Origin of the sequence: Arthrobacter sp. yr096 (genome assembly GCF_900108925.1) — a bacterium.
Taxonomy (GTDB): Bacteria; Actinomycetota; Actinomycetes; order Actinomycetales; family Micrococcaceae; genus Arthrobacter.
This window is the reverse complement of sequence record NZ_FNYI01000003.1, coordinates 155,882-172,400: the sequence shown is the minus strand read 5'-3', so window position 1 is coordinate 172,400 and position 16,519 is coordinate 155,882. Positions and strand designations below refer to the sequence as shown.

General features: G+C 59.8%; 6 protein-coding genes. 2 read left to right on the top strand and 4 right to left on the bottom strand.

Translation table 11 applies throughout. The features are described from left to right. Window positions 1-64: 64 nt before the first annotated feature. Window positions 65-883: a hypothetical protein gene (locus BMY91_RS08750; protein WP_143054056.1), complete on the top strand. Its 819-nt coding sequence runs from the start codon at window positions 65-67 to the stop codon at window positions 881-883. 1,250 nt (window positions 884-2,133) lie between these two features. Here the strand turns inward: BMY91_RS08750 and BMY91_RS08745 are convergent. Continuing rightward, the gene (locus BMY91_RS08745) at window positions 2,134-2,802 is read right to left on the bottom strand and encodes a hypothetical protein (RefSeq protein WP_090820973.1); all 669 of its coding nucleotides are present in this window, start codon (window positions 2,800-2,802) and stop codon (window positions 2,134-2,136) included. A gap of 80 nt (window positions 2,803-2,882) precedes the next feature. Between BMY91_RS08745 and BMY91_RS23110 the strand changes: the two genes are divergently transcribed. Then, window positions 2,883-3,038 carry a hypothetical protein gene (locus BMY91_RS23110; protein ID WP_177179881.1) on the top strand — a complete coding sequence of 52 codons (156 nt, stop codon included), beginning with the start codon at window positions 2,883-2,885 and terminating at the stop codon, window positions 3,036-3,038. 237 nt (window positions 3,039-3,275) lie between these two features. Here the strand turns inward: BMY91_RS23110 and BMY91_RS08735 are convergent, their stop codons facing one another. From BMY91_RS08735 to BMY91_RS08725, 3 genes are all read right to left on the bottom strand, one after another. Beyond that, on the bottom strand, window positions 3,276-7,148 hold the full coding sequence (locus BMY91_RS08735) for a hypothetical protein (protein ID WP_177179880.1): 3,873 nt from the start codon (window positions 7,146-7,148) through the stop codon (window positions 3,276-3,278). Between the two features lie 287 nt (window positions 7,149-7,435). Next, on the bottom strand, window positions 7,436-10,726 hold the full coding sequence (locus BMY91_RS08730; RefSeq protein ID WP_090820967.1) for a HEAT repeat domain-containing protein: 3,291 nt from the start codon (window positions 10,724-10,726) through the stop codon (window positions 7,436-7,438). Between the two features lie 364 nt (window positions 10,727-11,090). Next, a complete protein-coding gene (locus BMY91_RS08725) occupies window positions 11,091-15,293 on the bottom strand; it encodes an NACHT domain-containing protein (RefSeq protein WP_090820965.1) in 4,203 nt (1,400 codons plus the stop codon). Window positions 15,294-16,519: the final 1,226 nt, after the last annotated feature.

Sequence of the window (16,519 nt, the reverse complement as noted above, 5' to 3'; positions counted from 1 at the left end):
TGGCCGAAAGACGCAGTCCCCAAAACGCCGTCTGCTGTGGAACTTCACGTCCTTTACTCGAAATGTGCCGCAGTATGAGGACGTCGATTCCATAGGGAATACTTCTCGTAGGGTCAACTGCAGTGTTGGGGACGAAGACGAGGAGAAACAGTTGGACGCCCGGGAACCGAAGAGCACCGCCGATGACACTGACGCAAAAGGGACACACGCCATAGACCCTGCGTTGATCGCCAAGATCAACTCCATCCTGATGGGCCAGACATCTTTGGCAGCCGCGCATGTCCGGAAGATGCGCGCCAAGAACCCTAAACTCACACCTGCAGCGGCGCTGAAGAAACTCGACCGACAACTGATGGCAACTGCCACTGCTGCCGGTGCCGCATCGGGCGCGGCAGGTGCCGCCCCGGAGGTGGGGAAAGCAGTTTCAACTGCCATCACCCTCGGCGGACCGGCGGTGTCGTTGCCGGCTGCTGTTTTCTACATCCTCGCCGTTGCTGAGGTGCACCAGATACCGCTGGGCGACATTGAACACCGCCGGACGCTTGTACTCTCCGTCGTCCTTGAACAAGGTGCCGACTCGGCAATTCCCAAGTTCGCGAAAAGGACTGGGCTGCACTGGACCCGGAAAACGCTGGACGCCATTCCCGGTTCTGCCCTGAAGCCATTCAATAACCTCATTCATCCGAAGTTCATCACCAAGACCGGCCCAACGGGGACCATCGTGCTGAACATCGTCCTGCCATACGCGTTGGGAGCTATAGTTGGCGCCAGCTACAGCTTCGCCACCACTTCGGCTGTTGTCGGCGCAACCAAACTGGCATTCGGACCTCCAAAAGCTGCATTCGATGATGACATGCTCGAGGAGGACACGGCCCATGGCTGAGCCATTGCCGTCGGCCGCTGGCGGTGTCTGTGGCCCGCCGCTGCCCCGGTGATGGCAGTCCTGCTGGCTCCGCACACCTCAGGACATGATGTCCCTCAGAACTTATCTAGCAGACCTCGGCATCACGCTCGTACTTGACGCCCCGGAACACACCCCGGCAGAGCTACAGGGAGCGGATGCAGGAAGTATGGGATCAAGCTGACGTCGGAACTAACGATGTTCGGAAGCTGACAATGCCTTTACAAGCAAACTACTTAGGAACCTGAAACGCCTGCACGACGGGCCAGGCATTTCCTGGCCTGACGTGTGGCAGCTCACCAGCGGCCACGCCCACGGAATGCAGTAAGCCACGCTGATGCCGTCTCAAACGAGGCAAGCTCATCGACGGGCCTGTGATCAACACAATTACCGTCTGTATAGAAACCTTTGAAGGAGAAGATGCCACAAAGCTCCTGAAAGAACTCGCCAATAGGTTCGAGGCCCTTCACTTCTCGGTTTTACCTGAAGAACTAGCCCTACCGTGCAACGAGCAAAAGGCGCCGCAGGACGCAGCTCAGCTGGCCAGCTAGCCGCCCGTCGCTCACCGCCGCAGGACTGACGCCGTTAGTCGTAGTGTCTCCTTTCACAACTTTATGGCGGTCCCGAACCCAACAAACGTGGCGTCCACACGAAGGTACGAGACCGACCACCCACCGAAGGCGGCGATAAAGCCGCGAGCCGGTCCTTCCGTCAGACTCCGACCACGGTGGGGCTCGAGCCACGAAATCAGTCACAACAGCAGACTGACATCTCCCCTGGCCAACCCCCGGCCGCGACCAGGAACATCAGCTCTTGCATCAGAAGGAATCCGCGACCGAACCGACGTCGACAACGACACCTATTCCCCTACGACACCGAACCTGGCCCGCCTCCGGACGTACCGAGCCTGCCTCTCAGAGGCCGCCGCTCTTCAAATCGTTCACGCTCTCCTTGAAGGAAGAGAGCCGTGTGGGCTTCAGCCTCCGCCTAGCGGAATCGAACCCTGATGAGTTTCTCTTCACCCGGGGTGCGAACCTTTGAGTAGCTTGCGGGCTGCGACCCTCGGGGTGTAGCGCTTCCATGTGTTTCTCGCTGGGAGCTAGGCATGTCAGAATCCTAACCGTCGTTGACTGGGGTAGTAGACGTGGGCCCGTCAGGTTACCGGGACGAAATAGGGTCTACACAACGCGTGCCGGCGGCGGGGGGATGCAGCTGCCCGAACCCTCGCCAAGCTAAGGCTCGCGCTGGGTAATCATCCCGTTAGGGGCGAGCTTATCGACGATATCTAGCAGCTCCCCGGAGAGATTCGACACGTCGCGGTAAGCCTCGCGGAGGTAGGAGACCGGCTCAGTCGGCGTACCGCCTACATTGAGTGCGCTCGCTGTCGGGGAGCCGACCACAGCGTCAAAGTGCCTCGGGAGGGTGTCGTTATGCATCGGTCGGTTGCGGAGGTCTTGCAGCATCGTCAGCCACCCCTTGCTGGTCTCCTTCCTGACAAGTGCTGCTTTGATGCGAGACCGGGTTCCAATAAGATCGCCCGTCAAACCCTGTTGTGAGAGTCTGCCCAGCAATTGTATGAGAAGGGATGGCTTGTACTCCCAGAGAGGGGTTGGCTCTTCCACCTGTAGGTATCTCTCTGCGACCCCAATGAGAGCCGCCGAGGAGGCATCGTAGCCCGCGCACAAAGACGTGAGCGCCCCGTCCAAGGCCATCTCAATTCCAACGTGGCGGTCAAACCCGACCTTTGCTATGGCTGCTTCGAGCGTTTCGATGTACCAGTCGGCCGAGTGCAGCTTATAGTTCACCCAAGCCCTCGGCCCGGCCCCATCGGCTAGTTCCCCATAGTGTGGCCCCAGTGGCCACGGGCGAAAGAAGTCTTCCTGTTCCTGCGCTGTTGTCATGTCAGCAGCCTACATTTCGGGCATGACTGTCGAGGTTTCACCTGGTCGTGGCGCAGCGTGAGCAAGACGGTAGCGTCCCGATGACCCACACCACGGACATCGACGACGAAACGAAGACGAGAGCGGTCCCCGAGGAAAGTCTTCAACTAGTGACGGAGGCTGTCGACAAGACAACAGATCTGCGACGGCTCACTGATTCCCTTATCGCCGAACGCAGCCCGGGCGAGGACCAATAACGACATCTAAGAAGTTCCGGCAACCGATCCCGGTTCGGTATCACAGGTCAGCCGCCGCGAAACTGCGCTCAAATCACCAGGGAGTTTCCACATGCCGCCGACCAGATCCCTCTCGTGCGGGACGGAATCATCCGCGCAATGAACTGCGAATGCGAAGACACCCTCGCCAGCACCGACAGAATTCTCGGTCTCCCGGACAACGCCAAGATAAGCACCTCCGCAAACTACAAGCCAATGTCACCTGAAACTTTCAATGACAGCCATCGACACGTGATTCAAAAGCTGGGATTGTTCAGCGTCCGGGTCCAGACCGGATAACGGGTGAATCATGGCCCCTGCCAATTCTCCTGGCGGTCGGAATCCTTCCTCTTCCGCCATAACCTGCCTGTACAGCTCTACTAGATGGTCTACTACGGGGTGGGCCCCTGAGAGCCCGGCTGGCAGATGCTTGTCCGGTTCCAACGGCTCCGGAGCGTTCGCTGCGGGCCAGTCCACGTTACGTCGGTGCCTCAGCGCTGCCGCGGCAGATCTACCGCTCAGCACCTCCACAAATTTTGTAACGCCATCGGTCAGCGCCCGTTGCGGCTGAATGAGGCCTGCGGCATCACAAATTTGACTCCGTTTTGGAGCTGGAAGAGGCACAATGTCGACGGGGCTATGCATGGCGAACTGGAAGGCGATTGGGAGCACATCTTCTTCCAGGGTTGCAACTAAATAGATGCGCGACGTTAGAGCCTCGCGGATACTGGATTTGCACTTCTGCAACGCTTCATGCACTGCGTCCAATGCGCTGAGTTCTGTCACCAGGACGATGTCACACTCGTCAACGGTGTGAGGCAGCGGATCCTCTGAAGTGATACGAAAAAGCTGATATCCGGTTTGGGGATGCAATGCCTCCCCAAGCAATGAGGCTTCCCGCGTCGCGGTCTCTTGCGTCGCTTGCCTGATCACGTTGTTCATGGTCTCTGGACTAGTCCTGATGAACTTGTCCAGGTAGGGAAATGCAGCCAGCGCACGTTGTAGCTGCAGCAGGCGGTCCAGATGCTTTCGGAGTTCGTCCGGCAGTGGACTGCCTACAGTGCTGAGGGTGGGGGTGCCGGCCCGCAAGGCGTCGTCCACGGATGCAAGGGCCTTCTGCAGACTCATGGACACCTGCACTGGGAACTTGCGCTCAGCCAGCTCCCCAAGTGCAAGGATGACATGTTCGAATGCCCGCGTGACCGCATCTTCACTCCGTTCATCTTGGTCGCTTTGTGCATGCGAAAGCCCTGGATCGACCGCGACAGAGAACGGACGATTTCGGAGTGACTTAACTGCGGTGTTGACCTCGGCGAGGGATGCCTCCCAATCATGTCGTCTGGACATGTTGTCCGTGGAAGCCATCCGTTGATGGCCCTGCCCCAACAGTTCTGAGAGTTTCGCAGCAATCAACACCTGCTCCCGAAGCAGATCGGTCCATGATGACGCGGCTTCGAGCCGTCGAAGGGACGCCTGGTAGCTGACAGACTGACGTACGGACTCTCTTCTCTTGAATACTTCTCTCTTTAGGGTCTTGTAGCCGGGTTCGTGGCCGGCGACCACGTATCGGGAGCCGGAGGGAGAAAGCGTCACGATCTTGACCATGTCGGCCTCCGGACAACCGTCGGCGAGTCGCTTGGCTATCCTCATCGCCTGGCTGTGAACGAGGTCATCAGGTTCTTCGCGGTGGATGTCCCAAGTCAAAGGAAGGGAACGCTCCGATTCAGAAGAAGGTGTCATGAGCGTCGCCGTAAGCGTGATCTCACTGCTTACGTGTTCGACCTCGATGTTCAGTGCCCAGGGCTCCGTGCAGGTCAACATGTTCGCCCGTGACTCCAAGTCACCTATGCAGAACGACAACCGAGAGTTTGGCAGATCCGCAAGGACTACGAGGCTGTCGATTATGCGGGCTACGATATCGGCTTCGTGAGGGCTCGTCGGAGTTGGGACGGCAGAAAGAAGAGCCGTTGCGTCTTCCTCATTAAAGTGTAAAATCCCGATGCATGCTTCCAGCAGCCTGGAAATGTTCTCCGGACGTTCTTCTGCCATGACCCTCATAACGTTCGGGGTCGTGACTTGCCTACTGATTGCGTCGACGACGATGGCGGCCCTTGGCCCTACCTGTGCGGCGATTGGTGTGAGGCTTAACAGCATCCTATCGAAATCTGTGCCGCCGCTCGTGTCGCTACCGATTCCTTGGTTGCCGATTCCGTAGATAAGCATCGCCAGCTGGTGCACTGTGAGCGTCGAAGACGCGTGTTCCTTCAGAACAGGGAGGCTTTTGGCGGCATATAGGAACGAATCAGCCCGTTCTGCTCCTTCCAGCGCAGAGGCAAGAATAACTGCATCGTCCACTTCGGCCAGCCGGACACCTATGATGTCGGCAACGCTGGAAACTGCTCCGGATGTCTCCTGCGCAACCCGGCGAAGCAGCCAACCAGCAAGCGGCAGTGGAACAACTTCCGCCACTTGGTTCAGTGTCCGCTCCAGGGTAGGAGGAGGCGCTTCGTGCAAGAGATTGCTAATGGTGGAAGAGCGCAGTTCGTGGAGGCCGCGCCACTCGGTTTCTGCGCGCAGAATGACGTGTTCGCCGCTCAATCGACCCAGAGCGGCCCCGACGATGTCTTCCTGTTCGGAAAGCAGCCGCGGGAGTGCGTCGGCTTCGAGACCTATACCAAGTCCGTGTGCTGTGGTTACCAACCGAGCTAGCGTCCGCTCGACCTTGCGCTGAGGGTCCCTGAGCCCCTCAACTTGGTCGGCCAGTACCTGCCGAAACTTTTGACCGGCTGTGAGGAGGGCCATGTATTCCATCAGCAAACCTTCAGCCCGTTCTTGGGCTTCCTGCGGATCCATCAGTATTTCGATGCCAGCATCCCGCACGGCTTCAGCGACGTTGTTGGCAGTTGCGGCGTCAAGGACAAGCTCCACTACGGACGCGCCGCCAGCGGCAAGCCTGGGAGAGAAGTCTTCACTGCGGGCCGCGCCCAAAAGGTACACCCACGGTATTTCGCGGAGACGGCGTGCCGCCTCGGGCCATGCTCCTACTTGAGGTCGGCCCAAATTGTCGGCTGCTATGACCAACGGCGCCGTTCTCGAAGGTTGCTGAAGCCTAGCGTGGCGAACCAGGAGGTCAACTTCCTCCGCCGTGGATACTTTCACAACTCTCAGAATGCTCGCACCCACCAGCACATCCCGCGCAGCCCGCCATAGCAGCACGGACTTGCCGGCACCTGACGGCCCAAGCAGCAACGCATATTGGTGGCGACTGAATCCCTCTAGAATTGCCTTCATTTCGCCAGGCCGGACTACATCGAGACCTGCCGCAATCAAGCCTGGAGCACCTTCCGCACCCAGATAGAACTGCCCGGCCGTCAGGTTCGACGACGACAGGTAGTTCGCTGGACTGCATACTCCCGCCGAAATCGCCTCATCCAAGCCTTCCGTATCCACCGTCGACTGAATCTCTGCGAGGATCGTGTCCAGGTCGTTGCAGGTTATCGCCCGAGCAGTTTGCGCGGTCGCAGTGCGTTGATCAGCCGCAGCCGAGGACACCAGATCGATGAGCCTGCTGACAGCAAGGGCCGCCACCGCAGGACTGGTCCCAAGCGCTTCCACCAGGAGCTTTTCCGATAAAGGGCGCATGTCCCATGGGAGACTGACGAGGAAGGACCGGCCCATGAGCCGTTCCGCTTCGTCTTCGGATAGCCCCTTCGCGGACAGGTGCTCCTGTACGGAGGCGCATCCAGCACTGCCGTCCGTCCGCATGTCCAGCATCCAGCCGGTGAAGTTCAGACCGGACCCGAGAGCCGCATCCGTCACGACGATCACAGGGCTTTCAGCGGTGTGTTTCTGCCCGTGAAATAGAGCCTCGGCAACTCCCGAGGCAGTCATTCTGCCCCGTCCACCCGCAAGCTCTTTCATTTGAACGTAAGCAACCCCGCCACCGGTGTCGCGACAATCAACATCCTCGATGCCTTCGGGAGTAAAGTGCCTGAACCTCAATGCTCCAATACGTCCCATGACCACCAGGTACGCTGTAACCTCTATCTGCCACGAGACACCGGCGACGTTGCGCGCACCTTGCCGAAGCACGGACCAAGCATCTCCCGAGCCACCCGGTGTGTTATCAGCGACGAGGCGAGGAGAATCTGGTTGAGGGGCTTCTCCGAAGGGTTTGGGACTGCCGGAGCGACGCCGGGGATTCCTGCGGCCTCGCGGATTCCGGGGCGGTTTAGGCACGATGCCTCCCATTGTGGTGTGAGTGGGTTTATGTCGACAGTGGTTTCGTTTGCCAAACGCTACCGATTGAATGGGGTTTAGTCTGAACGACTGAACAAAGTCGCTTTAGATAAATGTTCATCGGAGTCGGAACTGTCAGCTTATGTGAAATGCCGCGGAGGGAATGGATCGGGGACGTCCGCAAATCCCGCCACGCTGACGGTTTGGTCGAGCCCGCTATCCAAGGTCCGCCCGATGGGGGTCTTCTCGACGCTCACGACCAGACGGGATTGCAGATACCCAGCGGCGACGAACCGAACGAGTGGATTGGTGTCCTGGCTGAGGGCGCGAAGGACGTCCTGGGGGACGTCGGGGTTCATCGCCACGAGAACTGCGAGATCGACGCTGTTGCTTGCGAGGTCAATGAGTAGATCGGCTGGTGTGGCGCCGTTGAAGGCGACTGCCTGGCGGACCTGGTCGTTATCGTCATCGGCGAGTTCGCGCAGGACGGCGACAGGAGTGTTCGGGTTGGCGGCCACGGCGCGGCGCACCTGGGCGCTCCTCCGTTCGCCCCCGAGCATCCTGAGCAGGTCGGCGTCAGCGTCCGGGCTGAACGCGACGCTCATGCGCACCTCCGCCTTCCTATGCGCGACCTTCTGCTCCAGAGCCGCACGGTTGTGTCGGGTCTGCTCCGGGGCTAGTTCCAGTTCGGCCTTCACTTCCCGCACGAGTTCGTCGGGAGCTGCAGGGTTTTCCATGGCTGCAGTCCTGACGCTGTCGTCAGGGTCGTTGAGCAGGCGAATCAGGACGATCTGCGGGAGGCTCCGGTGCACCGCTACCTTAGCCCGGACACGAGGCTCCCGGTCAGAGGCAAGCCGTTCGAGAACCGGCACTGGTATTCGCGGGTTGGCAGCTACGGACGCACGTACGCTTGGCTCGGTGTCTCCGGCGAGTAACTCTATGACGGCGTCTGAAGCGCTTGGATTCGATCCAACCTCCCGGCGAACACTGTCATCCGTGCTTCGGCCGAGGCGTGACAGAGTCTTCCTCCCTGCGCGTTCATCACCGGCGACCACCAGGCGCATGTCCGGGTCCCGCCGTCGGCTCTTGGACAGCCGGTCCAGAGCGTCTTCGACGACACTGGACGGCACATCAATGTCCGCTCGCTCGCCTATCACTCCAAGCACTTCGTGCAAGTCCTCATCGAGGTCAGCCTGCAGCAGCGATTCGGCGACGGATCTGGCCAGTTCTGGGGTGCTGGCCGGGTTGTTCAGTACCGACAACTGCACGGTTCGCTGCGGGTCCTTTGCCAGGCGGATGAGGGCGGACGGCGGCGTTGCGTGATGCTGTGCTACCGCCTCCCGCACCACGGTATCTTTGTCCGCAGCCAAGTCGTTCAAGGCGGTCGCGGGAACGGAGTTCAGCGATGCGAGCATCGCACGGACCGACACTGACCTGCTGGCCTGCAGTGACCCGGCGAGTCGATCCCGGTCTTCGGCTTTCAGGGTCGGATTTTCGATCAGGCTGGCCAGCACCTCGGGCGGGGATCCCTCCATCAGGAACAGCAGCATGCTGTAGGGGGTCGAGGCGTGCGCGGCAATGACCCTGAGTGTCTGGCGCTCGTATTCGGCGGCGGTGTACGGCCAGTCACGCCGGGCGCCGAGCCCTGAGGTGCGGAACCGCAGCCTCTCCTCCCGGGATGCCCCAAGGCTGCCGAGCAAGGCAGTCAGGTCCGCACCCTGACAGGTGACAGTACGCTCGAGCGTTGACCAGCGAATCGCAGGATCAGGGTCGTTGAGCAGGCTTGAACGCATGGCCGGGTCCGAGAGCGGCAGTTCGCTTGCGGCTACCTCCCGCACCCAGGCGGGGCGGTCCGGACGAAGCAGGTCGGTCAGGACGTCGTCTGGGAGGCCGGCCTGCATCCAATCCTCCACGCAGAGGGTCCGGCCTGTCTGCCAGCCCCAGCGATAGCTCTCTTTGGGAATCGGCAACTGGGGTTTTCCCCACACAACCATGAAGAGGAGATCCGAGAACCAGCGCGTGTCCAGAGCGGATTCGTCCCGGTTCTGGTCGATGTGGACCCGGCTCAGGTCGAGCGCAGAGTCCGCCAGCGCTTCGGTGTTTTCCGCCTTGTTCAAGGCGTCTGGACGGTCAGCCGTCCGAGCATCCATGTCGCTGTATCGGTTGATGCCAGATGCCACGGCTTTCCGTTGTGGCTGCGGAGCGCGTGGATTCGATGCTGCCGCCCGCCTAACGGCGACGCTGCGATCCCTGGCCAGAGCCTCCAGCACGTCCTCGGGCGCGTTCCTGTTGGTAGCGACCCCCTGGCGGACATGCCAGCTGCCATCGCCGGCCAGCGTCCGGACGGTCTGTTCGGGCGTCGACTCGTTCCGTCCCACTCTGCGACGGAGGTCCGGGTCCTCGTTCGATGCCAGCTTCTCCAACATATGGAACGTGGTGTGTCGGTTGTCGGCGAGATACTGATGCCGGCGCTTCTCCGGTACCGGTTCGTGCCGGGCAAGCTGGGTTTGGGTGGTTGCCTTAATGAATCCCTCCCGCAGGGTTGGCAGCAGTTCTTCGGAGTCCCCGCCCAAGAGGTGGGTGAGGCTCCAAGTCGGCGCAAGTCTCTGCCGAGGGAGCCACAGGCCGACGCTGCGGATGCCGAGGCTGTCATCGGTGTCAAGCATGACGTAACCGAGCAATTGACGGAGGAAGTCCCTGAGCTTGCCGACTGTCAGCGTGCCATAGACCTTGCAGTCGATGAGTGTCTGCTCGATCATCCAGTCGGCGTCGGCGCCATCGACGAGGTGGGAGCCGGCGAACTGCGGGTTGGGTTCGTAGCGGACGCCTGCCGCGATCTGCTCCTGCCAGGCCTCGAACTGGTCACCGTTCGAGGCCACCAACGATCTGAGGTTTGCCAGCGCGCCAGGATCCACCCCATCGGCCAATGCCCGTCCGTCGACAGCCTGGTCACAAGCGCTTCCCAGCGAACCGTTTATTGCCACGGCACCCGTCCGCGCCACCTGCTCGCAATACGCCAGCAGGATTGCCGCACGGTCTAGGTCTGGGTCGTTCGAGGGTTCCTGTAGCAGTATGGCGGCCACGTCGAATGCTTCAGCAAGGATCCTTGTGCGGTGGCCACCGTTCTCGATGAGGGGAGCCAGCGCATCCAAGAGTGCAACGCCGTCGGCCGCCACGGACTGGTGAGGTTTGAAACCACCCAGCTCGATCCGGGCGCGGAAGTCGAAAGCAGTGCCGGCAAGCCGAGGGTCGGCCCCCGGGAACGGCGATACCACCGTCACGCTGGTGGCCAGCTGTGTCAGACCGAGGGCCTCGGCTGCCGCACGGGCCCCGTCGCCATGCCCGCCGGAAGCTTCCAGGAGCGGTGAAACGCGGTCCAAGTAGGCACGCTCCGGCGACTGCGGGTCCCGGAGAAGCGAAGTAAGGCTCATCGAGTGACACTCTACCCATGATCAGCCCGGCCGCGGCGCACCGGATCGGCAGAACCGAACCAGCTCCGGGCCGCCTGACCGCCGCACCACGACGCCCAGGTCAGGCCCGGCGCTCGTTGGCGTTCTTGTCCCTATAACCAGTCATCGTAGGGAAACCCTGACAGCTTGTGTCCGCAGCGTGAAGAGGACTTCGAACACGGCCGGATCCCTAACGAGGTCCAGACCATGCTGGGCCCAGCAGCTTCGGTTTCTGAGGACGACGACACGGATCTGTCTGAGCTGGCGCGCACTGTGGAGACAGACATCGAGCTGATCCGGTTCACTTTCGCATCTGACTCTCCACGGTCCTCGTCGTCGGGCACTATTAGCGTTCAGGGAAGGCGTCGATAACGACGCTCTTCTCGGGCCAGGCACTCTCGAACGAGACTGTCCCACCCCCACTGTGTTGTGTTTCGGCGCGTCCTGGGCGGGACCTGAAGGTGGATCCGTCCAATGAATAGAAACCGAGATAGGTGCGCCGAACTGGCATTCCATCCCGGGGCAGGCTGTAGTCGCGTTCGACCGTCTCCTTGGCCGCTCGGACGGTCCAAAATAGCGCTTTGGAGTGTTGCTGAAGCATCGTAACCACGGTGGAGATCTTCATGTGTGCTGTGTTTGGGCCTTCGTTCCGGACGGAGAAATTTTCAATGATGACGCCTTCCGCACCAGTCCCCCAACGGAACTCCTCTAGTTGCTCGACGCCAAGTAGTCTGCATAACGCCGTCGAGGGGATTATTCCGGACAAATGGCGGCTCTCTGACTGGTCCCACTCCCCGCTTGTGCCACTGTAATTAGTGGTGGTGATCTCGATTGGGACTGGGACCCCCCGCCGATCCCATTCGTCGAGTGTGGATACTTCAGGCCACGCCGATCCGTAGGGGTGATCCGCCAAGAAAAGGCCGTATGGATCACTGCTTGTCGGCACATCCGCTTGGGAATCGAGGTTGGCGGCCCAGTCCAACAGCTCGGGCAGCTTCTCGGCATCGATCAGGTACGAATCCACCTGAATCCAAATCTGATGCCGGGATGGTTCGAGCGCGGCCTCCTCCGGTACTAGTGGCTGGGTCCAACTGAAATTTCCCTCCAACAGCATCCATTTGGTGCCGTCCTCGGGCCTTGTCACCATCATGAGGGTCTCTATGATTGGCATGGACGCGTCGTCTACTGGCCACTCCGGGTCAAGGGATGACGGAAATTCAGGCGAAACCGGCGCGAACCAAGACTTTTCGCTATCCCTGAATGATCTACTTTCCGGGGCTTTGAGAAGAACGCCCGGGTCTATGTCGGGAGCCCGCACATCAAGCGGACGCTGATACTCCGTCCGCTTGTCATCGTTCGATCGGGCGTCCAGCGGATAACGGTCGAGAATCAGTCCCAATGTTTCGAAGTACGCGATCCACTGGTACTTCTTTCCGATTCTTTCGACCCTGTTTTCAGACGAAAGCTGCCGTGAGACGGCCTTGTCAACTTGTAAGAAACGCTCCGGGGTCCACCCGAGGTCAAGCACCCGGTCGAAGATAAGCCGGGAAACAAGGTCGTTGTCAACGTCCGCGGGAAGATCAACATCCCTCAGCGACGTGTCGATGACGTACTTCCGGAAGTCGTCGAAGTTCGACATCACGCCTATGGTGGAGTACGCGTAATCCGGGGGGCCCGTCATCGCTCGGATTTCTTCCGCCGATCGCACGGATGCCGGCCACATGGACTCGTATGGCGGGCAAACGACGTCGCGAAGGGTATTTTCCGGGGACTCCCAACCCAAGTCCAGAGCCCTGTCCAAGACACGCCGGGCATAGTCCCGCGAGAATACATGCACAGGCCAATAGCCTCGTCCGACGGTGTAGTCGAATACTCCCTCAGCGACCAGGAAGACGGCCGCGGTATCCCGAGTCCTCAGGCTCACACCACAGGCCACGGCCAACAGTCTCTCCTCAACGTATAGGTCATTGACGTCATGGAAATCGTTGAGAACGTTACCGACAAGGGCAGGAGCCTCCTCCAGCACAGAAATAAGCGCCTTCGTGGCATTGTCCCGAGTCGGGCGGTGGCTGGATACCAACGCCCATCCCAGAACGTGGGCAGTGAGGAGCCTCGAGTCGTCGTCAGCTGATTTGGCTGCCGATGACCACGCCCACGAGATTAGTTTCTGCAAGGGCGCACGCTCCCCCTGCTCCCCGTTGCAGTATTGAGTCCAGGTCGCATCCCGATCCGGAAGACCGCAATCGAACAGCACGTCATGAAGCCATAGGGCATTGAGGGCGTGGTCCGGAATCGTGGCCACTCGGAGCAGAGCGGTCAGCGCTTCGTCCGAGTATTCATCACTGTTCCACAGTGAAAGAACAATTTCCCGGGTACGCTCGTTAAGGGCAGACCGTGACCTCCACGCGAGGCTTCGCAGAAACCCTGTGTAAAGTTCGTGTTGAAAGTGGTTGGAACTATCCTCCACGGCGTCCAGCAGTTCAATACCGTGCACCTCGGGAAGGATCGCCGCCAACGCATCCAGCACCCCAGCGTGCGAGTACCAATGTGCTGCCATTTCTTGGCAACATTGCAGGGTCTCAACAGAGTCCGCGCTGCAAATCAGGCGCGCAATCGCAGTGTCGCCCAGTCGTTCGTAAGCAAACCTGATCGAGGCCCCATCACTCGATCGCGACTCAGTGAAGATTCCCTCGTGCAGTAGGCCGCGGAGCAGACTGCTGCTCCAGCTACGGTCCGGCAGGGAGGTCTGAATGATTCTGCTTGCGGTTGCCCTCGGGAGGAACCGCCCCTGATCTCGCATTGCCAGGGCAATATTCTTGACCGCCGCCTGGACGAGTGCGTCCCCGGCATCGTAGTCGCAGCGCTCCGGACTACTCAGCGTGCGATTAACGGACTCCAGCAGGATGTCGTAAGTCCAGCTCAGACCGAGGCCCGTTCGGGGAAAGCTTCTGGCACCGCTCCTTTGCAGGGCAGTACACAGCAACTTGAGGAAAAGGGGATTGGTAAACTCAAGATCCAGCAGAGGGAACGACGGTACTTCAATGTCGTACCAGCCGAGGAACTCTACAATGGCGGTGTCGGCGACCTCAGCGAATCCTCGATGCACCTCGCTGGCCAGTTTCTCGAGCACATGCTCGGGGATAGTGTCAGCCAGGAACTCGGTGCGGCAAGACATTACGACCTTTATGTTGGGGAAAGTCCTGGCCCGGTCAAGGAAGCCAGCCAAGTGCCGCGTCCAGATCCGGCGGTCTTCTGACTCGTTGAGCGCATCGATGATTATGAACCCGACCTCCCCAAGAGATTCACATGCAACGCTAAATGTCGCGAGGAGTTGACTCGCCGCCCCGTTGAACCCAACAATGCGTCCAAGCTCCGCCTCGATTGACCCTGATTGAAAGTGCTCGCCCAAAGCAATCAGTGTGGGCAGGCCCTTCTGTGTTCTCTGGCTCGCCAGATCGCACAAGAGATGGGTCTTGCCGGAACCTCCTGTACCTTCGATCAACAAAGTCGAGTTCGAGGAATGCTGCCACCCGCGACTCCGCCTGAATCGCTCGATCCCATACAGCGAGGAACCTATTTCCCTGACTCGCGAGTGGAGACTGGCGGCCTTGTCATAGTAGTAGCCGTCGCGTTCGGAATGCTTTGACAGCAACCGGGTCAGCGTTCGCAGATGCGACTTTGCCGTCTGAAGAGCGGAGGTGACATCAGGCAGGCTAATTCCAGGATTGAGCGCAGCATCTCGAGAAGTCACCAGAAGTCCGTCAAGGTGGTCCAATGCTACGTCCGCAGCCGTAGTGGCGTCGCTGAACTCCTCCCGGCATTCGTCTGGAATTGCAAAACCATAGCGACGGGATTTGCGGAGAGCCGCGAGTTGCTCGCGGACTAGGGACTGAAAGCCTATCGTGCGGCCCAGGCCTTCGAACGCTTCAGACAGCGGCACCACAACGTTGAGTTCGGGTGTGTAACGGGGGCCTGCAGACGCCAAGCATTCTGCCGCAATCCGTTCAAAGTCGAGCGAAGAGAAACCATCAAGATCAAACCAGTACCGCAGGCGTCCGACTTGGTCGGGCTGGCTCAAGAAGTGATGGAGTTCCGACTCTCCAACATATTCAAACAAAACTTCGCGACCGATGGCCGCCGCCTCAGCCGCCCACTTCTCCACGTGTTCGTTCCACTTAGTGTGCGCGCTCTTCGACCGGGCTGTATCGCCTGACGGCCGATCGTATGGCAAGACTACAAAATACTTCGTAAGGGTTGGCTCCCGATCAAGCGCGCGCTTGATAGATTCCCCAATGGCCGCGAACTCCGCGGAATCGAGTTGGAAGAAGAATTTGGTCTGCCATGCCCATGTCTCTCCGTTGGGCAAGACGGCTCGGCCTTCCCGACCGCCGTCCGGGTTGCCAAAGCGCTCAAATCGCGTACCCGTCGGAAATCCGATCAGGCGCTCACGCATTAGCTGCGAGACCAGTTCCTCAAAGCCGCTCGCTTGGGATGGCGGATTGCCCCAGGAACGGATGTCACGGAAGTTGATGTTAGGTAGGAGCGCCATCCCCAAGATCCTCTCTGTACCCAGTGTTTCCAGGTGCCTCCCAAGAATATGTGGCGACGGACTCTGAAAACCGTGCCGGTCGTTTTCGTCGATACCGTGTCGAGAAATTGCCTCCGCATGGAGGACGCGACGGTGAGCTTTACAGCAGTGCTCTTGCAGTAGCCGTCACTATGCCTCCTCAGCTGATTTCATTGGCGACGGCCACACTTTAGGCGCAGGGTCCAGGCCAAATCCGTGTAAAGAGCGACGCTGCAGTGCGGTTCATCATGAGCTGTGGCCAGAGATCGCTGCATTGCTACCGCAACCGAGCTCTCCACATCGCCAATCGCGACCTGCTACCTATCCAACGGATGATCCCGTTCGCACGTTAAACACCTCGCGTCTGTAAGTGTGTGGAACGGCGCCCCTGGTATTCAGATTCTGTGACGTTGATTTTGGAGGCTTCCGCCGAGCCCTGGCCGCGTATGCCGTCTTGGCCGAGAAATCTTGCACCCGTGTCCGTGGAAGGCGATGCCAGGAAACGCCCCGGGACCGCATCCCAGCGTGTGTTCGATGCCGAAATGTGGCCAGCAGAACGAGCGCTTGTCGCTCAATTTTCCCCAGCGTGTCCCGAGGATATGGCGTGCCATGAAACATCACATGCAGCGCCATCGTGTGGCGGTTGTCATCGCTAGCTAAACGTCCGGGCCGTCTGCAGACTTCCATTGACTTTCCGCTCCTGCAAGTTCCACATCTCTATCTTGGTTGTCTTTATCGCGGTTCAAGCATGAGGTTATTGCACCAACCGCACCTTAACATCCGACGGACCGCAAAAAGCTCTGTGGCCGCTCGACCGTCCACAATGGTCTCCCACGGAAGCTTCTTGCAGACATGGCCCGCATTCACCTGTAATGCGTGTGCAGAACGGGCAGTGCTGCGAACCATGGAATGGCTGAGGTTTAACTGTCCGTCACGGAGGATGCCGATAACGGCGCATATGTCGAGACTGGAAGCACCCCCCGGCCGACCCGGTGCTGCGATCCCTCCAAGCGATGGCACACACCGAAGAATATGGCAGCTCACGTCATGGCGCCGCGCATCAGCCTGCCCATGAATAGGCAGAAGCAACAATGCTGTTTGTCATTCTGATATCCCGATCATCGCTGGACGGTACTCCGCCTAGCAAGGGCACTGACGCGGCGGACCCGGTCTCCTGAGTTGCACTTCGGCCCCTATAAGAACGGCCC